We start from the raw sequence: 18,750 nt of genomic DNA, 5'->3' as shown, positions 1-18,750 counted from the left end.
CTTAGCTCGCCATGCGCCCCTCGGTCAGGAATTCGATCACGCTATGGCTGAATAGGCCCGGACAGGCGAGGTTGGAGATATGCGAAGCCGGCAGCCGCTGCAGTTCGGCATGCGGTGCGTTGGCCACCAGAAACTCGGCGTCCGCGACGGTAGTTACCGGATCGGCCTCTCCGGCGATGACTTGCATCGGTCGGCTCATGGAAACCACGTCGGCGCGTAAATCCGCCACTGACAATGCATCGCAGCAGCCGGCGTATCCCTCGGGGTTGCCGGCCGCCAGACCGGCGACCAGAGCGGCAACCTGCTCAGGATGATTTCGCAGAAAGGCTTCGGTGAACCAACGGGCGGGGGAGGCGGCGGCAATCGAAGACAACCCTTGGCTACGCACCTGCTGTGCCCGCTGTTGCCAGCCTTCGGCATTGCCGATACGTGCGGCGGTATTGGCGACTACCATCCGCTTGATGCGCTGCGGGTGGTAACGGTTAAGCCACAGACCGGTCAGGCCGCCCATTGAAATGCCGCAGAAATGGGCGCTTGGTACATCCAGATAATCGAGCAGGGCGATCACATCCTGTCCGAGATCCTCAAGCCGTAACCGTCGGGTAGACAGCGGCGTAGCACCGTGTCCTCGTTGGTTATAACGCAATACCCGAAAGTGTTCGCTCAGTGCCAACAGCTGCGGTTGCCACAGGTCGAAGGTGGTGCCCAGTGAGTTGGACAACACCAACAGCGGCGCAGCCGCGCGGCCATCAAGACGATAGTCGATATCCATCTTTGTCCCCTTGTCACACCCGTTCGATAATCAGCGCAATCCCCTGGCCGACGCCGATACACATGGTGCACAGGCCATAACGCCCGCGCGTTTTCTGCAATTGCCAGGCCGCGTTCATCACCAGCCTGCCGCCGGAGGCGCCCAGCGGGTGGCCCAGGGCGATGGCGCCGCCGTTGGGATTGACCTGGGCGGCATCGTCGGGGAGTCCCAGCTCACGGGTCACTGCCAGCGCCTGCGCCGCAAAGGCCTCGTTAAGCTCGATCACGTCCATCTGATCCAGGCTTAAACCGGCAACTTTCAGCACCTTGCGAACCGCTTGCGCCGGAGCAAAGCCCATGATCGACGGCTCAATACCGGTAACGGCGCTGGCAACAATGCGTGCCATGGGCTGCAGGCCGTGGCGGGACAGCCCGGATTCGCCGGCCAGCAACAGCGCACAGGCGCCGTCGTTCAGCCCGGAGGCATTGCCGGCGGTGACGGTACCCTGCGGAGCCACTACCGGTTTCAGTTTCGCCATTGCCTCCATCGTGGTAGCGCGAGGGTGTTCGTCTTGCGTGAACAGCCGCGGCTCGCCTTTTTTCTGCGCGATGCTGACATCAATCAGTTGGTCGACAAAAAAGCCGCTTTCCTGTGCGGCGGCGGTACGCTGTTGGCTGCGCAGGGCGAAGGCATCCTGATCCTGACGGGAAATATTGAACTTCAGGGCGACGTTTTCGGCGGTTTGTGGCATCGACTCCACACCGTACTGCGCTTTCATCTGCGGATTGATAAACCGCCAGCCCATGGTGGTGTCTTCCAGTTTCATCGCCCGGCTGAAGGCGCTTTCCGCCTTGCCCATGACGAAGGGCGCGCGGGACATGCTCTCTACGCCACCGGCAATCATCAGTTCGCTTTCACCGGTTTTTATCGCACGTGCCGCCATCGCGACCGCATCCAGGCTGGAGCCACACAGGCGATTAAGGGTACAACCGGGGATTTGTACCGGCAGGCCTGCCAGCAGCAATGCCATGCGCGCCACGTTGCGGTTGTCTTCGCCAGCCTGATTGGCGCAGCCGAGCAGCACGTCATCCACTGCGGCCCAGTCCAGCTGAGGGTGCCGAACCTGCAGCGCTTTCAGCGGCAGGGCGGCCAAATCGTCGGCGCGAACGGTTGCCAGACTCCCGTTCAATCGGCCAAAAGGCGTGCGGACGGCGTCACACAGGTAGGCTGGATTCATGAGGCTGTTCTCCGTGCTGAAGGGCGAAGGTTAGCTCGACCGGGGTGACTTCCTGCAGCTGTTCCGGGGTCAGACCGCCGAATATTTCGCGGACCACCAGGCCTTGCGGAGTCACGTCCATCACCGCCAGATCGCTGTAGATGCGATCGATGCAGCCGACGCCGGTCAATGGATAAGTGCAGTGACGGACAATTTTGCATTCCCCTTTTTTGGTCAGGTGCTCGGTCATCACAAACACCTGGCGGGCACCAATGGCCAAATCCATCGCGCCGCCGACTGCCGGAATGGCTCCAGGGGCGCCGGTGCTCCAGTTAGCCAGATCGCCTCGTTCGGAAACCTGGTAGGCGCCGAGCACACAGATATCCAGGTGGCCGCCGCGCATCATGGCGAAGGAGTCACCGTGATGGAAAAAACAGCCGCCCTTGAGCAGGGTGACCGGCTGCTTGCCGGCATTGATCAGTTCGGGATCCTCCTGGCCCGCCGCCGGTGCCGGGCCCATGCCGAGAATGCCGTTCTCGCTGTGCAGGAAAATCTCTTTATCCGCCGGCAGGTAGTTGGCGATCTGCGTGGGAATGCCAATGCCCAGATTGACGTAGGCGCCTTCAGGGATATCGCGCGCAATACGTTCTGCCAACTGTTGATGAGTAAGTTTGGTCATGGGGATCCCTTAAGCTGAAAGCTGCGCAGGATGATCAGGCGAGGTCACCAGGCGCTGTACGAAAATCCCTGGCGTAATGATGTTTTCAGGATCCAGTTCGCCCAGCGACACCATGCGATTGACTTCAGCAATGGTGCAGGTGGCGGCCATGGCCATGATTGGCCCAAAGTTGCGCCCGGTTTTGTTATACCGCAGGTTGCCCCAGCGATCGGCCTGGTCGGCCTTGATCAGTGCAAAGTCCGCCCTCAGCGGCAGTTCGAACACGTAGTGCCTGCCGTCAATCTCGCGGGTTTCTTTGCCCTGCGCCAATTCGGTGCCGTAGCCGGTGGGCGTGTAAAACCCCCCGAGCCCGGAACCGGCAGCCTGGATGCGTGCCGCCAAATTCCCCTGCGGGATCAGCTCCAGCTCCAGTTCGCCGCGGCGGTACAGGTCGTCAAATACCCAGGAGTCCGACTGACGCGGGAATGAACAAATAACCTTGCGTACGCAACCGGCCTTCAGCAGCGCCGCCAGGCCGAAGTCGCCATTGCCGGCATTGTTGCTGATCAACGTCAGCTCGCGTGGGCGGCGGCGGATCAGCGCATCCAGTAGCGCATAAGGCTGGCCGGCGGGGCCAAAACCGCCGACCATAATGGTCGCGCCGTCGGGGATATCGGCGACGGCGGCGTCTACGGACGCCACGCTTTTATCGATCATTTGCTCTCCTGAGTACGCTAGGGGTCTCTCAGCGTGACGCTGGTGGGTCTGGATTTACCTTAAGCGAGGAAAAATGCAGCGACAAGTGCGAATATCAACTGTTTGTGCGATTATCGAAACGATGATGATTTGCCTGTCAATTCTGTGACGCAGATAACTAAATCGCTATTGGGTGCCAGACAAAGCAGCATCGCGGCGCCACAGGCTTATAATGCGAAGGTTTGTTTAATCGGAGGTCCGGATGGGTGATGAGTCGGAATTTGGCGCTGGAGAACTGCGCCGGCTACAGGAAATCGGGGATTTAAGTAACGACCAGTATAAAGGCGACCCTAATTTTATGGCGTCCCTGGCCAGGGGGCTGGAGGTGTTGCAGGCCTTCCAGCCGCAATATTCGCAAATGTCGGTTTCTGAAATCAGCCACATTACCGGTATCCCCCGTGCGGCGGTGCGCCGCTGCCTTTACACTCTGCGCGCGCTCGGCTTTGTCCATTGCCCTGACGGTCGGCATTACCGGCTGTTGCCACGGGTTCTGACTATCGGTCACGCCTATCTTTCCTCTTCCGAATTGGCGAAAGCGGCACAAAACTCGCTGGACTACCTCAGTAAACTGCTGAATGAATCCTGCTCGGTAGCGACCCTGGACGGTGACAATATTCTGTATATCGCCCGGGCTTCGGTGAAGCGCATCATGACCATCGATCTGGGGCGGGGCAGCCGTTTGCCGGCCTATGCGACATCTATGGGATTGGTTTTACTCAGCGCTTTGGACGAAGCGCAGTTGGACGATTATCTGTCGCGGGTCAGCTTCGAACCGCTGACCGAGTTTACCGTTGCCAGTGCTGAGCAACTGCGTGAACAGTTGGCCAAGGTGCGTCGTCAGGGGTATGCCATTAATGATCAACAGTTAGAAATAGGCTTACGTTCGATCGCGGTGCCGATGCATTCACGCAAGGGCGGGGTAGTGGCGGCGATGAACGTGGGGGTGAATGCCTCGCAGATTTCGTCGGCGGAATTGCGTGAGCGCGTGCTGCCGCAGTTGCAGCGTACGGCAATGGAGCTGGCACTGCTGCTGTAGTCGGGAGGACTGACCCTGAGTTTGCGCTGGGTCAGTCTCCCTCCTATTAGCGATTATTGCGGGCCGTTACGCTCGGCCAGGGCCTCCAACAGGGTTGCCGATGGCGTAAAGAACAGGCTACCGGTGACCGCGCGGCTGAAATCCAGCAGGCGATCGTAGTTGCCGGCCGGCCGGCCCACAAACATGTTCTCCAGCATTTGCTCTATCGGCTGAGGGGAACGGGCGTAGCCGATAAAGTAAGTGCCGAACTCGCCCATGCCGGGTTTGCCAAACGGCATGTTGTCGCGCAATATTTTGACTTCATTGCCGTTTTCATCGGTCAGCGTCGTCAGAGAACTGTGGGATGACGAAGGTTTGACGTCCTCATCCAATTCAATATTGGATTGCTTGTGGCGACCAATAATGCGCTCTTGCGTTTCGACGCTCAGTGAGTTCCAGCCTTTCATGTCGTGCAGGTACTTTTGTACCAGAACGTAGCTGCCGCCGGAAAACTCGGCGTCTTCCTCGCCAATCACCGTATAGTCGAACGCTTCGTGCCCCTCGGGGTTTTCGGTGCCGTCGACAAAGCCAATCATTGCCCGCTGGTCGAAATAACGGAAACCGTGTACTTCCTCTATTACCGTCACGGCGTCGCCAAGCTTGTTCATCAACTGTGTGGCAAGTTCGAAGCACAAATCCATCTCGTCGGCGCGAATGTGCAGCAGGATATCGCCAGGGGTCGAAACGGCAACGCGGTCGCCGGTGCCTATCTCACGAAAAGGATGAAGCAGCGCCGGGCGGGGCTGGCCGAACAGCCGATCCCAGGCCGTGGAGCCAAATCCGCAGACGCAGGACAGATTGCCCGCCGGGGATCTTTTACCGACGGAACGAATTACGCCGCTGATATCTGCACACCAGCCGCGCACCGCAGCGAGCTGTGCAGGGTTGGCGGATAAAGTCGCGACCAAAAAAATGGCGTGGCGTGTCACGGGGCTGAAGACAGCCTGAGGGTGTTGATTTTGGGTAGTCATAGCATCCAGTGCCGAGGAGAGTCAGAGCTTAAAACTAATCTATTTTGGCGGTCACGCCAACTGATTAACCCCAGTTGACGTGTGGAGTCACAGAAGGCCGATGGCGAATAAAAAAATTGCCATCGGCGCGGGTACGATTACGCCAGGCTACCGTCAGGCCGAAGTCCCCTCTGCCGCTAAGGCGTTCAATTCCTTCAGCAAGCTGAAAGCCAGTTTCATGTGCTCTTCGCTAACGATAAAGGCACGTAACCGCCGTTGCCGATCAAAGCCTTTGGCGATCATGCCTTGCTGTTCGGCGGTAATGCTCCAGCTCAGATCCTGTCGATGAGTTTCCCCCGCCAGGTGCAGCGGCAGGTTGGGGGTTTTCACCTTGACCAACATAGCGGGCAGCTTCACCTCTTCCGTGGCACCCAGCAAATTTTTCGCCAGGGTCATGGCACTGAACTGTATCGGCTGAAGGAACGGCAGCAGTCGGCCACCAATCTCCGCGCAGTCGCCGAGCGCGTACACATCGGCCATTGAAGTCTGTAAGCGGTTATTTACCTGAATACCGCGATTAACCTGCAAACCAGCCTGACGCGCCAGGCCAAGGTTCGGTTGCAGTCCTACCGATGCAATCGCTGCATCGACCCACAGCGTACGGCCATTATTCAGCGTCGCCCGCAGGCCACTTTCCTGTGAGGACAGTTCTGTAATTTGCTGATTTAACAGCAGTTCAACCCCCATGTGCTGCAGGCAATATTGCAAGCGGCTGGCGGCCTCGATTGGCATCAGCGCGGACAGCAGACTACCGGCCCTGTCCACCAGGGTGACTTGCTTGCCGGCGCGCTGCATGTCCATCGCCAGCTCACAGCCGATCAGACCGCCACCGAGGATCAGCACCCGTTGCGCCCGCAGCAATGTTTCTTGGTTTTCGCGGTACTCCTGCTGGCTGTTGAGCGTCAGCATCAGCTCGTGGCCCGGAATCTTGGGCACGATAGCCGTGGCGCCTACCGCCAGAACCAGTTTGTCATAAGGCCAGCATTGCTCACCGCTGTGCACCCTTTTTTGTTGGCTATCGATGCCGGTAATGCAGGTATCTGGATGCAATGTCAGTTGAAACTGTTCCGCAAAGCTGCCGGATGTTTGCCGCGTCAATGCGTCAGCCGTTTGCTGCTGACCGATCGCGTGGCTGAGTTCCGGCTTGTTGTATTCATCACAGCTGTCGGCAGCGATCAACCGAATCGGGATCTCGCCATCCTGCCTGCGCAGATTCTTTACCAACTGTCGGGCGGCAAAGCCGGAGCCGACGATCAAAATGCCAGGGTTCATTTTGCCTCCGTAGCGAGCGGATCGAATACGTCTTTGCCCATGGAGCATTCCGGGCACAGGAAGTCATCCGGCACGTCTTGCCAGCAGGTTCCGGGGGCCACATCCTGCATAGGTTCACCCACTTTCGGATCGTAGATCCAGAGGCAAACGCTGCATTGCATCCGAGGCCCCAGGTCGGCATCGCTATCTGCTTTTTCAGGCTGTGGCTGAGCGGGAGGTGCTATCGACGTTGGGGCAGTGGCAGGCAAGGGGGTTAATGCCCATTGACGCGCGATATCCCGGCCATGTTGGCGACAGATTTCCAGCGTGTCACCGTCAGGACGCCATTTGGCCTTCAGTGCCAGCGTGGTTTCGAAACCGCAATCCATTAAGCGGGTTTGAATGCGATCGACCGCGCCGCCGTTCCAGCCATAGCTGCCGAAGGCCGAGGCTTTTTTGCTGCGAAAGCGCATCCCGGTGATCTCCTCCAGCAGCCCGGCGACTTTGGGCATCATCACGTTATTCATGGTCGAAGAGCCTACCAGCACGCCCTTGGAACGGAATACATTGGTCAGGATGTCGTTCTTGTCGTGTCGCGCCACGTTAAAAATCTTCACCGCCACGCGCGGGTCGGCTTCGTTGATGCCCTGCGCGATAGCGTCCGCCATCATGCGGGTATTGTTGGACATGGTGTCGTAAAACAGCGTGATGCGATCTTCCTGATAATCGGCGGCCCATTCTAAATAGCGGTGCACAATCTGCGTCGGATTATCGCGCCATACCACCCCGTGCGAGGTGGCGATCATCTCGACCGGCAGATTGAAACCGAGGATTTCATTAATTTTTGGCGTCACCAGCCGACTGAAGGGCGTCAGGATATTGGCGTAATACCGCTGGCATTGTTCGAACAGTTCATTTTGATCCACCTCGTCGTTAAACAGATGCTCATCGCAATAGTGCTGACCAAAGGCGTCATTGCTGAACAGCACCGCATCGCCGGTCAGGTAGGTCATCATACTGTCCGGCCAGTGCAGCATGGGGGTTTCAACGAAGATCAGCTGTTTGTCGTTGCCGATATCCAGGCTGTCGCCGGTATGCACCACCTGGAAGTTCCATTCGGGGTGATGGTGGTGACCGGTGATTGAATCGATACCATTTTCGGTGCAGTAAATCGGGGTGCCCGGGATCTGCGCCATCAGCTCCGTCAGGGCCCCGGCATGATCTTCTTCTGCGTGATTGATGATGATGTAATCGAGGGTATTAAGGTCGATTTCCGCCGCCAGATTTTGCACAAACTCGCGGCTGAATTTATGGTCTACCGTGTCGATCAACACGGTTTTTTCTTCACGGATCAGGTAGCTGTTATAGCTGCTGCCCTTCAGGGTTTTGTACTCTGTCCCATGAAAATCTCGGACTTCCCAGTCACGTTGCCCAACCCACTGGATATTGTTTTTTACCTGAATTGCCATGCTCATTACCTTTTTGTCGGTTATTACGTTTCGATACCCGTAGTGAGCAAACGGCGTGCCAACTAATATCTTATTGTTTTTTAATGATTATTAAATCATTGATGTCGTTTTGACATCGGCGTAGCATTGTCTTTATGACAACTCAGTGTCGGAATGACAATCATGTCCCTCTCCATACAATCGCTTGCCGCCATCGCTATCGAATTACAAAGCGGGCTGACGCAAGGCGACCGTTTTCAACGGTTAATCAACAGCCTGCGCCGCCTGCTGCGCTGTGACGCTTCGGCCTTACTGCGTTTTGAAGGTCAACAATTCCGCCCGCTGGCCATCGATGGCCTGGCTCAGGACGTCCTCGGGCGTCGCTTCGCTCTGGATGCGCATCCGCGCCTGGAAGCCATTGCCCGCGCCGGTGATGTGGTGCGTTTCCCGGCGGATAGCGATTTGCCGGATCCCTACGATGGGCTGATCCCTGGCCATGACGAACTCAAGGTGCATGCCTGCATTGGATTACCGCTGTTTGCCGAACAGGATTTAATCGGCGCGCTGACCTTTGATAGCCTCAACCCGCAGCAATTCGATCGCTTCAGCGATGAAGAACTGCGGCTGATCAGCGCCTTGGCGGCGGGGGCGCTAAACAATGCGTTACTGATGGAGGCGTTAGAAAGCCAGGCCCTGCCACCGTTGGCCTCAGGCGGAGGCAGCACTCCGAGAGAAAACGGTGAAATCATCGGGCTGGCCCCGGTTATGCAACAGCTCAAGCAGGAAATCGGTATTGTTGCCGGATCCGAACTCAACGTATTGATCACTGGGGAGACTGGAGTCGGTAAAGAGCTGGTGGTGCGGGCAATTCATCAGGGGTCGGCACGCGCTGCCCATCCGCTGGTCTACCTTAACTGCGCCGCGCTGCCGGAGAGCGTGGCGGAAAGCGAGCTGTTCGGACACGTAAAAGGCGCATTTACCGGTGCTATTCAGCACCGCGCCGGCAAATTTGAAATGGCGGACAAGGGTACTTTGTTCCTTGATGAGATTGGTGAGCTGTCGTTGTCGCTGCAGGCCAAATTGCTGCGGGTGATCCAATACGGCGACCTGCAGCGGGTCGGCGATGATCGAATAAAGCGAGTTAATGTACGCGTATTGGCGGCAACCAATCGCGATCTTAAACGTGCGGCGGTCGAGGGGCAGTTTCGGCTGGATTTATACCATCGGCTGAGCGTCTTCCCGATTGCGGTACCGCCGCTGCGTGAACGGAGCAGCGACATTGCCTTGCTGGCGGGATATTTTTGCGAGCGTTGCCGCATTAAGCTGGGGCTGACGCAGTTAACGCTTTCCGCCCAGGCGCTGCTGGTGCTTGAGCAGTATGCGTGGCCAGGCAATATTCGCGAACTGGAACATGCGATCTATCGGGCTGCCATTTTGGCGCGCGCGGCGCAAAACAGCGGTGAGCTGGAACTGTTACCGCCGCATTTTAATCTGCAAGCGGGGGCCTTATCGGTGGACATTCCCGACCCGGCACTGTCGGAGACGCTTATTCAGGCCGATCTCGCCACGATGACGCAACATTTTCAGCGTAGCGTGATTCAAAAAGCCTTGGCTGAATGCGACATGAACTGGGCCGCCACGGCGCGTAAATTAAAGTTGGACAGTGGCAATCTGCATCGGCTGGCCAAACGCCTGAATATAAAATGATTTGGATTGCAGTTAAAGACGCTTAGAGGGAATAAGGCGGCAGGGAAATAACTGCCGCCTTGCATTAACGAAGGAGAACATGGTGTTAAACAATAGATAAATCAGCTTCCCTGGTGTGGCTTGCCGAAAATGAATCTAATTATTAAATATATAAACCGTACCATGGCCACAGCGCAGCCAATTGAAACCAACAGGACGGAAATTCCCCTCGGCGCGGGATACCATGTTGAAAAGCCCACTCCGGCCCCGCTTAGCAAGGAAGAAGATAAAAATATACCTATAACAACTGATATTATTTTTAGCGCTTTATTATTCATGTGATCACCTGAGAACGACGAAAGGCCTGCCCGCTGTTATTTTCTTTAAGCTTAATGCCTACCAGGAACACTTGCCGCCGGCACTTGAGCCGCATTTATTTCCGCCTTTCCCCATGCCTACGTTACCACCGCCCCTGTTGGCATCTTTGAAACAGCCGCCGGTCACCGCACCGCCAATCAATCCCATCGCCGCCCCGGGCAATCCGCCGAATGCCCCTAAAGCCGCGCCGGCCACCATGCCATTGATGCAGTCTTCCGAGGTGTTTTTAGCATAGTAATCGCCTGAACGCCCCTGATTACCGCCGTTGTTTTTCCCTCTATTCCTGCGGCTGTTATCCGCACGATCACCGCCATTATTGCCGCGGCCGCCGGCGATAGTTTCTAACAAAGCAGAATCAATTGTTTTCATAACTCACTCCTTTTTAATTTATGGTTTTTTATTATATCTGTCCTTGAAGGTCGATTAATTATTAGCTCAAGTCATTTGCTATATCAACCGTTATTTTATTCTTGGGTTAGGATGGCGTTATAAATTAATAGTTATATTAAACTGAAGAATTAAATAAGATGACTAAATGAAATCGATATTAATAACCGCTATTCTCATTGGCCGGCTTATCTTTTAATTCGGGCGGCATCGCCGCCCGAAGGGAGATCAGGAGGCTAAACCAAAGGGATCATCAATAGATTTTGCCGGGGGGGTAAACCAGCGAGCCCCGTTTTCAGTGACGTAGAAATGATCCTCAAGACGAATGCCGAACTCGCCCGGCAGGCATAGCATGGGTTCGATACTGGCGCACATGCCCACGTCGAGCGGCTCCTGCTGCTTGCGGATCAGATACGGCGCTTCATGAATGTCCAGCCCGATACCGTGCCCGGTGCGGTGCGGCAGCCCCGGCAGTTGATAATCCGGCCCAAAACCATGAGAAATCAGCGCTTCGCGCGCGGCGTCATCCACTTTATGGCAGGGTACGCCGGGCGCGATAACGGCAAATGCCGCAGCCTGCGCATCATGTTCAGCCTGCCAGGCAAAGCGTTGGCGTGGGTTGGCTTCGCCGTACACATAAGTTCGGGTGATATCGGATAGGTACCCCTTGTAGCGGCAGCCGGTATCCAGCAGCACGACATCGTTATATTGCAGCGGGTTGGGGGCTTTTACGCCATGAGGAAACGCGCTATCGGATCCGAACAGTGCAATGCAGAAGTAAGAGCCGGTGGTGCCCATTTTGCGATGGGCCTGATCGACAAAATCGACCAGCTCTCTGGCGGTGATCCCTGGGCGCAATATGCTTGCCGCCGCCTGTTGGACCCGCAGGGTAATGTTATTCGCGGTTTGCATCAGCGCAATTTCGGCCGCCGATTTGCGGCTGCGGCAGTACCCGGTGACCGGCAGGGCGCTGACCAACTTTATCTCACCGGCATGCTGTTGCAGGCCGAGGAACAGAGTAACCGATGCGGTTTCGCAAATGGCCACTTTGAGTTGGCGGCCTGAGCCTGCCAGCCCACGCGCGGCCAGTACGGTGAAGAACAACCGATAGGGATCTTCTTCCTCATGCCAGCTAAATATTTCCCCCTCAATCACCTGCGTATCCCTGAACGTGCCGATCTCAAACCAGGGCACAATATAGGCGATTTCCCCCTCGGCCGGGATCACCGCGCCCACCATACGTTCGCTGGGCGACCAGGAGGTACCGGTAAAATAGAGCAGATTGCTGCCGGCATTGAGGTAGCAGGCGTCAATGCCGTTGTCACGCATCAGGCGCTGTGCGTGCTGAATGCGTTGCCGGTATTCCACCTCGGCGATTTCAGGCGGGTTGTCCGTGAGCGGTTGCAGCTGTTCCAGGGCCTGTTGTGGCGTACAACCGCCAATGCCTGTAGCCATGTGTTCTCCTAGCGTAGATGTTAATGTCAGGGCCAATGTCCCCGCGCGTCAAACCTTCATCATAAATAAAGCGCGGCAGGAATACTTGGCTCCAATAGGGAATAAAAATGACGATTACGGCACAGTTTCTGCTTTCTGCGCCGCTATACCGCCAGAGGTCCCAGAGAGTTTGGTTCAGAGGGCGTTATTCGCGGACTGAAAATTATAATCTCCACCTTAATTAACACCTAACACACTGTATTTAATTGTGAATGCAATAATGCATCAATGTGATGCAAAAACGCTCTTGTAAATAATGATTAGCGTTGCTAATTCTTAATGCCCATGCATTAAAATTGTTTATGATAAATTTCGGGGACTTTTTAAGATGGGGAATTAATCATTATTAACCAGGATGATTTCAACGCTAACAATATCCTATGGCCTGAACTCCATTAGAGAAGGATTAACGCCTTAGCGCGTTACCTTCGCTTTATTGTTGCGCATAAATAAATATTTAAATCATTTATTCCATTGAGTGTATCCGTTCAAATAAATGAGTGGGTATGTTCGATTGATATATTCATTCGTTTTTTTAGCGAATTTCTATTGAGAGCACCCTATGGAAACAGAGGCCGTTGAGTCCAAGTTCAGTTTTGGTTCTTATACCCGATTATTGTCTGATCCCGGACATGCGACGCTTTCATTGTTTGGCCTGCTGGTCAGGTTTCCGGTGGCGATGCGATCCATCAGTTGCATAATGTTGATTTCCGCCACTATGGACTCGTTATGGATTGCCGGAACCGTGGCGGGAACATTAATGATTACGCAGGCGATAGCCAGCCCGATATTAGGCCGATTTGCCGATAAATTCAGTCAGCGAAAGGTGCTTATTATTACCTGCTGCTGCCACGTCATTGCGATCCTTTCGTTAATTGGCCTGGTGCTGCTGAATATGCACTTATGGGCCATTATGGCGGCGGCCATTGCTACCGGTTGTTCGTCGGTGCCGGTGGATGGATTTATTCGTACTCGCTGGGCCGCCATGGTGACCGACGAAGCGCTACGAACCGCGTACGCGTTAGAAACCGTGCTTGATGAGATCATTTTCTTGTTGGGGCCGTTAATCGCCATTGTTTTGGCCACGGCGTGGCACCCCGCAGCGGGGCTGGCGTTATGCGCCGCGCTCACCTTCAGCGGTTCTCTGGCCCTGGTGTTACATCGGCGTTCTGAGCCGGTTATTGTGCACAAGAGCGAAGAAAGCGACCGTCGGGCAATCAGCATGGTCTGGGTACGGGCGCTAATGATCTCCTATGCGGCGGTAGGCCTGTTTCTTGGCTCAATCGACGTCATGATGATCGCCTACGCCAAAGAGGTGGGCAATCCAACCCTCGCCGGGGTGCTGTTGTCCATTTGCGCCGCAGGCAGCCTGGTGGGCGGCACTTGCTACGGCGCCATGAACTGGTCTTTATCGCAACCCCGCCTGCTGCTTATCACCTCCGCCACCCTGTGCGCCGGCACGCTGCCCCTGATTTTCACCAGCGTTCCCGTTGTCATGGGCATTTCCGCTTTTATCGCCGGGCTGTCGGTGGCGCCGTTATTGATCACCTGCAGCAACCTGCTGGAGTCCTTGACGCCGAAAGGGTGTTTATCCGAAGGCTTCTCCTGGTTGTCCAGCGCCGGTTGGCTGGGCTTTTCACTGGGCGTCTCGCTTGGCGGACAGCTTTCCGATCAAAGCGGAGCGGGTCAGGTGGCCTGGGTCGCCATGGCCGCAGGAACACTCGCTTTATTATCCAGCCTGTTTAGTCAGAAATTACTCAGCAATAAATAAAAACCGCGCCCCAGAATAGCGGGGCCTCACATTATTATTTTCGAAACAGGAAAACGGCAATCGTGAAACAGTTAACGACGGGGGTTCCCGTTCCACGCATGACCTTTAAAGAGTTCGTCGCCTTTGGTGTTGAAGCTATTTTCCGAGCCGATGTCCCGGTCATTATTACCGATTTACCCATTGATACCAGCATAGGGGCGAGTGACCTGATTTCACAACGCCTGGGCGATGACAATGTCACCTTATTCCGGGAGGCCAGTAATAAAGAAAACACCGAACGCTGGCAAACCATGAAAATTCAGCTGCGTGGTTTTTTGGAAAATAAAGAGTACCAAAGCGACAACAATACCTGGTATCGCGTGGTTTCTAATATTATGCACCGCCCCGAGGACGTCAATAATATCCTTGGCTTCGATGCCTTTTCCCTGTTGGCCTCCCGTCGTGGGTTGAACGCCGCCAATTTATGGGTCAGCTACCACGGGGTCTTTACCCAAAGCCACTTCGATGAGCTGGAAAATTTTAATATTTCTTTGCAGGGCAGAAAACGGTTCATTCTTTTTCCTCCTGGCCGCAGAGATTACTATCCGCGATCTATCCTGCAGGGGTTCGGCGATAAATCCCAGGCTTTTGATTTTGACAATATCGACCCGCAGCGTTTTCCCCGCTTGGCGGCAAAAATCCCGCAGCGCCGCGACTTTATTTTAGAGCCCGGCGAGATGCTGTATTTGCCGCTGGGGTGGTGGCACCAGGCCGAATCTTTAGACGACCTGAATATCAACGTTAATTTTTGGCTGTGGGATCTGAAAATCCTGCGCCGCCCTTATGTTTTCTACTCCGCGCTCTACACGGCGGCTTACCGCAAGTTTAAAGGCATCTACAACTATCAACCAGAACCCACCAAGAGGAAGGCACTTGATGAGCAGCCGTAAGCAGATCATTCCCACCAATAAATTCCGTAACAACGATAAGGCCATCGGCATAGGCAATCCTTTCTGGGATATGTCAGAGCAAAACGGCCTTGCGGGTATCGTTGCCGGGCTCGATAACGACCTGTTGTCCACCCCAAGTGGCCATCAGTTCGTCAATTTCAGCTGCTGCTCCTACCTGAACCTGGACTCCCACAGTAAGGTGATCGAAGGCGCTATCGACGCTGTGCGCCGCTACGGCGTGCTGGATCATTGCATCGCCCGCAGCCGGGTCCAGCTCCCTGCCATGAAGGAGTTGGAGGCGTCGTTGGGTGAGCTGTTCCAGGCCGATGTGCTCAGCGGCGTGTCGGCGAGCAGCGTCAGCGGCGGCTTGCTTCCGCTTATCGCCTCGGGCCATTTAGGCAACGGCGTGCGGCCTTTGATGATATTCGATAAGCACGCCCACGTGTCGCTGGCGGCGGCCAAACCCGCCTGTGCCGATGAAACCGAGGTCGTTACCTGCAATTACCACGATCTGAATTTCATCGAAGACTGCTGCAAACAATATCAACGGGTCTGTTACGTGGTCGACGGCAGCGATAGCCTGGGAGGCTATGCCCCGGTCAAAGCCTTGGCTGAACTGCAGGACAAATACGGCCTGATGGTGTTTTACGACGATTCGCATTCGATCTCCGCTTATGGCGAGCGCGGTATTGGCTATGTTCGTTCCCATAGCCCGGCGTTGGATGAAAACACCATTATGGTTGTCACGCTCAACAAAGCATTCGGCACCAGCGGGGCGGCGATATTGCTCAACGGTTATTCGCAGCAGATGCTGCGCCTGGTCGAACGCTTTGGCGGCGGGCTCAACTACTCGCAAAACCTGAATACGGCGGCCATCGGCGCCAGCCTGGCGTCGGCAGAAATTCACCGTACGGCCGAATTGCCCCGGTTACAAAAGAAACTGTACGACAACATCGCGCTGTTCGATTCCCTGATCCCGACGGAACAAAGCGGCAATACCTATCCGATCCGCCTGGTGCCGATGAGCGATGACCGGGTGATCGAGGCGGGGCGCCAGGTGATAGAGGCTGGCTTCTATGTCTCGCCGGTGTTTTTCCCTATCGTCGCCAAAGGCACCGCCGGCCTGCGGGTCATGATGCGAGCCGGACAAACGCAAGAGCAGATCCGCGGCCTGTGCCAGGTTATCTCTGCTGTCAGGGGGCCGCAATGACGGATATCGCCCGGGCTGTTCCCCGCAGCATTCTGTACACGCCGGCCTTGTCGCTCAGCCGGGTCGTCAAGGCTCTGTCTTATGACGCCGATGTGCATTTGATGGATTTGGAAGACTCGGTACCTGGCCCGGCAAAAGCGGAGGCCAGGACCATTTGCCGCACGGCTCTCGATAATGCGCCGCCCTCTGCCAATATTGCCGTGCGGATCAACGCGCTGGGCACGATTGACGCTTTGCATGACTTGGTGATGCTGTGTTCCGGTCAAACCACGCCCAGTTTTATCGTGATGTCGATGGTTCGAACCCCGGCCGAGGTGGTTTTCCTACGCGAAACCTTCGCCTCTGCCGGAAGGTTCCCTGAAATTTACCTGACGATAGAGACCGTCGAGGCCATTACCGATCTGGACAATGTCGCGGCGGTGGCGGATGGGCTGATTTTTGGCTCTGCAGATTTGGCGGCCACTTTAGGGGTGCCGATCACCTGGTCCGGGATGCTGGCCGCGCGCCAGGCGATGGTGTTGGCGAGTGCCAGGCACGGCATCGGCTGTATCGATACCGCCAATTATCGGCTTTCCGAACCCGACGTGTTGGCCAATGAAATTCAGTGCGTCAAAGATCTGGGCTTCCACGGCAAAGCCACCGTTCATCCCAGCGAGCTTGAACTGATCAACTCGACGTTACGGCCCTGCGAGAGCGCACTTTTGGCGGCAAGCCGCATTACCGATGCCGTGAAAGCGGCCCAGGGCGGGATTGCGCTGCTGGATGGGCATATGGTGGGGCCGCCCTTTGCCCGCATGGCGCGCAATACCCTGCAATCAGGCAAGGCCTGGGCCGCTCGTTTCAGTAGGGGGAACTCATGACGCTCTCCGTTGCGGTCATTGGAACCGGCGCCATTGGCATGGATCTGGTCAATAAGATCCAGCGTTCCCCGCTGCTGCATTGCGGGTTGCTGGCGGGGCGCAACAAGGACTCCGCCGGTCTTGAGGCCGCCGTCCGGTTGGGCTGCCCAACCAGCGCCGGTGGCATTGACGCTGTTTTGGCGTCGCCAACGCCTTTCGATGTGGTTTTCGACGCCACCAACGCGATGTCGCATGTCAGGCATTGGGCGCTGCTGCGTCCGCTGGGCTCCTTGCTGATCGACTTAACCCCCAGCCACTTGGGCAAAATGATCGTGCCTACGGTGACGGGAACCGATGCGCTGACCGAGCGCAATGTCAGCCTGATCAGCTGCGGTGGACAGGCGTCGATACCCATTCTGCATGCCCTGAGCCGACACTTTCGCATCAACGATATCGAGGTGGTGGCGACCGTCGCCAGCAATATTCTGGGGCGGGCCACGCGGATCAACATCGACGAATATGTGGACACCACGCAGCGGGCGCTCAGCGCTTTTACCGGCGTAGCCAACACCAAGGCGATCCTTAATATCAGCCCGGCCACGCCGCCCGCCATGTTCAGGGTCACCATTTTTGCCGGTATCCCTGGGGTCACAAAGGAACAGATCGCTCCGGTACTTGCTGAGGCCGTTGAAGCGGTGCGGGGATTCTCGGCGGGCTATTCGCTTACGGCGCTCAACGTCAGCGAAGGACGCGTTTCAGTCTCGCTGGAGGTGGTTGCCAGCAGCAAGGTGATGCCTGAATACGCCGGGAATCTGGATCTGATCAATTCTGCCGCCATCCTGGTTGCCGAACAGTATGCGAGCTATCGAAATAAAACGGAGGGGGCTAATGGCCATTCTGATTAACGACTCCACCCTGCGTGATGGTCAACACGCGGTGAAACATCAACTCACGGTGGCTCAGTTACGAGACTACGCGACGGCGGTGGATAAAACGGGGGTGGCGATTGTCGAGGTTGGCCATGGCAACGGGCTTGGCGCCTCCTCGTATCAGGTCGGGCGCGCCGCGTTAAGTGATGAAACCATGCTGAACACCGTGCGCGAGTGTTTGCAAAACAGCAAGATGGGCGTATTTATGCTGCCGGGCTGGGGAACCGTCGTCGATCTGGCGAAGGCGTTATCCTGCGGTGCGGATGTGGTGCGGATCGGGACCCATTGCACTGAGGCAACCCTGGCCGAACGTCATCTGGGATGGCTGCGTGAGCACGGGGTCGAGGCGCATGCGGTACTGATGATGAGCCATATGGCCACGCCCCAACAGTTAGCCGATCAGGCTCAACTGCTGGTGGAGTACGGTGCGCAGGCCGTTGGCATCATGGATTCTGCCGGCAACCTGTTGCCGCAGGATGTGACCGAACGCATCACCGCGATGCGGCGGCAGGTGGAAGTGCCGCTTATTTTCCACGCCCACAATAATTTGGGCATGGCGGTGGCCAACTCGGTCGCCGCCGCTCAGGCCGGCGCTACCCTGATTGATGGCTGCGCTCGCGGGTTCGGAGCTGGGGCAGGGAACACCCAACTTGAAGTTCTGGTGCCGGTACTGGAACGTTTGGGGTTCAACACCGGTATCGATCTTTATCATTTTCTGGACGCTGCCGAGCTTGCCGCCCGGGAGCTGATGGTCACCCCACCGATGATCGACTCCGTGGGCATCGTCAGTGGCCTGGCCGGCGTTTTTTCCGGTTTCAAAAACCCGGTGTTAAGCCATTCGGCCTCTGCGGGTGTCGATCCGCGTGATGTCTTCTTCGAATTGGGAAAACGCCAGGCGGTGGCCGGGCAAGAAGACCTTATCGTAGAAGTGGCCGCGCAGTTAAAGAGGGTCGCCCTGTGAC

17 protein-coding genes are annotated in these 18,750 nt (G+C 56.3%); 8 read left to right on the top strand and 9 right to left on the bottom strand.

Annotated elements, in window-relative coordinates; all coding sequences use genetic code 11:
• Position 1: 1 nt before the first annotated feature.
• Genes pcaD through LQ945_RS04215 form a run of 4 tightly spaced genes read right to left on the bottom strand, consistent with a single transcriptional unit; the run spans position 2 to position 3,342 of the window.
• On the bottom strand, positions 2-772 hold the full coding sequence (pcaD, locus tag LQ945_RS04230) for a 3-oxoadipate enol-lactonase (protein WP_270102329.1): 771 nt from the start codon (positions 770-772) through the stop codon (positions 2-4).
• Between the two features lie 13 nt (positions 773-785).
• The gene (gene pcaF / locus LQ945_RS04225) at positions 786-1,988 is read right to left on the bottom strand and encodes a 3-oxoadipyl-CoA thiolase (RefSeq protein ID WP_270102328.1); all 1,203 of its coding nucleotides are present in this window, start codon (positions 1,986-1,988) and stop codon (positions 786-788) included.
• A complete protein-coding gene (locus tag LQ945_RS04220) occupies positions 1,966-2,646 on the bottom strand; it encodes a 3-oxoacid CoA-transferase subunit B (RefSeq protein WP_270102327.1) in 681 nt (226 codons plus the stop codon). Before LQ945_RS04220 ends, pcaF begins: the two co-directional genes overlap by 23 nt.
• A 9-nt stretch (positions 2,647-2,655) precedes the next feature.
• The gene (locus LQ945_RS04215; protein ID WP_269933636.1) at positions 2,656-3,342 is read right to left on the bottom strand and encodes a 3-oxoacid CoA-transferase subunit A; all 687 of its coding nucleotides are present in this window, start codon (positions 3,340-3,342) and stop codon (positions 2,656-2,658) included.
• A gap of 241 nt (positions 3,343-3,583) precedes the next feature.
• Between LQ945_RS04215 and LQ945_RS04210 the strand changes: the two genes are divergently transcribed.
• Complete coding sequence (locus LQ945_RS04210; protein WP_044552146.1) at positions 3,584-4,417, top strand: IclR family transcriptional regulator domain-containing protein; 834 nt, start codon at positions 3,584-3,586, stop codon at positions 4,415-4,417.
• Positions 4,418-4,470: 53 nt separating this feature from the next.
• Here the strand turns inward: LQ945_RS04210 and LQ945_RS04205 are convergent, their stop codons facing one another.
• From LQ945_RS04205 to norV, 3 genes are all read right to left on the bottom strand, one after another.
• Positions 4,471-5,427, bottom strand: a complete 957-nt coding sequence (locus tag LQ945_RS04205) for a Dyp-type peroxidase (protein ID WP_270102326.1) — start codon at positions 5,425-5,427, stop codon at positions 4,471-4,473.
• Between the two features lie 153 nt (positions 5,428-5,580).
• Positions 5,581-6,738, bottom strand: a complete 1,158-nt coding sequence (norW, locus tag LQ945_RS04200; RefSeq protein WP_270102325.1) for an NADH:flavorubredoxin reductase NorW — start codon at positions 6,736-6,738, stop codon at positions 5,581-5,583.
• Positions 6,735-8,186 (bottom strand): anaerobic nitric oxide reductase flavorubredoxin, encoded by a 1,452-nt coding sequence (norV, locus tag LQ945_RS04195; protein WP_270102324.1) that lies wholly within the window; start codon positions 8,184-8,186, stop codon positions 6,735-6,737. The genes norW and norV overlap by 4 nt, the downstream gene beginning before the upstream one ends.
• A gap of 162 nt (positions 8,187-8,348) precedes the next feature.
• Here norV and norR point away from each other — a divergent pair, with 162 nt between their 5' ends.
• A complete protein-coding gene (gene norR, locus LQ945_RS04190) occupies positions 8,349-9,872 on the top strand; it encodes a nitric oxide reductase transcriptional regulator NorR (protein WP_270102323.1) in 1,524 nt (507 codons plus the stop codon).
• A 375-nt stretch (positions 9,873-10,247) separates the two neighbouring features.
• Here norR and LQ945_RS04185 read toward each other — a convergent pair whose 3' ends face one another.
• Positions 10,248-10,598: a hypothetical protein gene (locus LQ945_RS04185; protein WP_270102322.1), complete on the bottom strand. Its 351-nt coding sequence runs from the start codon at positions 10,596-10,598 to the stop codon at positions 10,248-10,250.
• 246 nt (positions 10,599-10,844) lie between these two features.
• Positions 10,845-12,071: a M24 family metallopeptidase gene (locus LQ945_RS04180; protein ID WP_270102321.1), complete on the bottom strand. Its 1,227-nt coding sequence runs from the start codon at positions 12,069-12,071 to the stop codon at positions 10,845-10,847.
• Between the two features lie 601 nt (positions 12,072-12,672).
• Here LQ945_RS04180 and LQ945_RS04175 point away from each other — a divergent pair.
• From LQ945_RS04175 to dmpG, 6 genes are all read left to right on the top strand, one after another.
• Complete coding sequence (locus tag LQ945_RS04175; RefSeq protein WP_270102320.1) at positions 12,673-13,881, top strand: MFS transporter; 1,209 nt, start codon at positions 12,673-12,675, stop codon at positions 13,879-13,881.
• A gap of 62 nt (positions 13,882-13,943) precedes the next feature.
• Positions 13,944-14,810, top strand: coding sequence for a cupin-like domain-containing protein (locus LQ945_RS04170; RefSeq protein WP_197022773.1), 867 nt, complete (start codon positions 13,944-13,946; stop codon positions 14,808-14,810).
• Positions 14,797-16,020: an aminotransferase class I/II-fold pyridoxal phosphate-dependent enzyme gene (locus LQ945_RS04165; RefSeq protein ID WP_270102319.1), complete on the top strand. Its 1,224-nt coding sequence runs from the start codon at positions 14,797-14,799 to the stop codon at positions 16,018-16,020. Before LQ945_RS04170 ends, LQ945_RS04165 begins: the two co-directional genes overlap by 14 nt.
• Entirely contained in the window at positions 16,017-16,880 is an 864-nt protein-coding gene (locus LQ945_RS04160; RefSeq protein WP_262241948.1) for an HpcH/HpaI aldolase/citrate lyase family protein, read from the top strand. The genes LQ945_RS04165 and LQ945_RS04160 overlap by 4 nt, the downstream gene beginning before the upstream one ends.
• The gene (locus LQ945_RS04155) at positions 16,877-17,764 is read left to right on the top strand and encodes an acetaldehyde dehydrogenase (acetylating) (RefSeq protein ID WP_269933627.1); all 888 of its coding nucleotides are present in this window, start codon (positions 16,877-16,879) and stop codon (positions 17,762-17,764) included. The genes LQ945_RS04160 and LQ945_RS04155 overlap by 4 nt, the downstream gene beginning before the upstream one ends.
• The gene (gene dmpG, locus LQ945_RS04150; RefSeq protein WP_270102318.1) at positions 17,748-18,749 is read left to right on the top strand and encodes a 4-hydroxy-2-oxovalerate aldolase; all 1,002 of its coding nucleotides are present in this window, start codon (positions 17,748-17,750) and stop codon (positions 18,747-18,749) included. The genes LQ945_RS04155 and dmpG overlap by 17 nt, the downstream gene beginning before the upstream one ends.
• Position 18,750 lies beyond the last annotated feature (1 nt).

Source organism: Serratia liquefaciens, from assembly GCF_027594825.1.
Taxonomy (GTDB): domain Bacteria; phylum Pseudomonadota; class Gammaproteobacteria; order Enterobacterales; family Enterobacteriaceae; genus Serratia; species Serratia liquefaciens_A.
Note: the sequence above shows the minus strand (reverse complement) of the source record. Positions and strands in the feature narration are given on the sequence as shown.

What these genes read in the sequence shown, in the direction of transcription:
- LQ945_RS04155 (WP_269933627.1), top strand. Translation starts at nt 16,877, where the DNA reads ATGACGCTCTCCGTTGCGGTCATTGGAACCGGCGCCATTGGCATGGAT.
- norW (WP_270102325.1), bottom strand. Translation starts at nt 6,738, where the DNA reads ATGAACCCTGGCATTTTGATCGTCGGCTCCGGCTTTGCCGCCCGACAG.
- dmpG (WP_270102318.1), top strand. Translation starts at nt 17,748, where the DNA reads ATGGCCATTCTGATTAACGACTCCACCCTGCGTGATGGTCAACACGCG.
- LQ945_RS04160 (WP_262241948.1), top strand. Translation starts at nt 16,017, where the DNA reads ATGACGGATATCGCCCGGGCTGTTCCCCGCAGCATTCTGTACACGCCG.
- norV (WP_270102324.1), bottom strand. Translation starts at nt 8,186, where the DNA reads ATGGCAATTCAGGTAAAAAACAATATCCAGTGGGTTGGGCAACGTGAC.
- LQ945_RS04215 (WP_269933636.1), bottom strand. Translation starts at nt 3,342, where the DNA reads ATGATCGATAAAAGCGTGGCGTCCGTAGACGCCGCCGTCGCCGATATC.
- LQ945_RS04205 (WP_270102326.1), bottom strand. Translation starts at nt 5,427, where the DNA reads ATGACTACCCAAAATCAACACCCTCAGGCTGTCTTCAGCCCCGTGACA.
- LQ945_RS04165 (WP_270102319.1), top strand. Translation starts at nt 14,797, where the DNA reads ATGAGCAGCCGTAAGCAGATCATTCCCACCAATAAATTCCGTAACAAC.
- norR (WP_270102323.1), top strand. Translation starts at nt 8,349, where the DNA reads ATGTCCCTCTCCATACAATCGCTTGCCGCCATCGCTATCGAATTACAA.
- LQ945_RS04185 (WP_270102322.1), bottom strand. Translation starts at nt 10,598, where the DNA reads ATGAAAACAATTGATTCTGCTTTGTTAGAAACTATCGCCGGCGGCCGC.
- pcaF (WP_270102328.1), bottom strand. Translation starts at nt 1,988, where the DNA reads ATGAATCCAGCCTACCTGTGTGACGCCGTCCGCACGCCTTTTGGCCGA.
- LQ945_RS04180 (WP_270102321.1), bottom strand. Translation starts at nt 12,071, where the DNA reads ATGGCTACAGGCATTGGCGGTTGTACGCCACAACAGGCCCTGGAACAG.
- LQ945_RS04175 (WP_270102320.1), top strand. Translation starts at nt 12,673, where the DNA reads ATGGAAACAGAGGCCGTTGAGTCCAAGTTCAGTTTTGGTTCTTATACC.
- LQ945_RS04210 (WP_044552146.1), top strand. Translation starts at nt 3,584, where the DNA reads ATGGGTGATGAGTCGGAATTTGGCGCTGGAGAACTGCGCCGGCTACAG.
- LQ945_RS04220 (WP_270102327.1), bottom strand. Translation starts at nt 2,646, where the DNA reads ATGACCAAACTTACTCATCAACAGTTGGCAGAACGTATTGCGCGCGAT.
- pcaD (WP_270102329.1), bottom strand. Translation starts at nt 772, where the DNA reads ATGGATATCGACTATCGTCTTGATGGCCGCGCGGCTGCGCCGCTGTTG.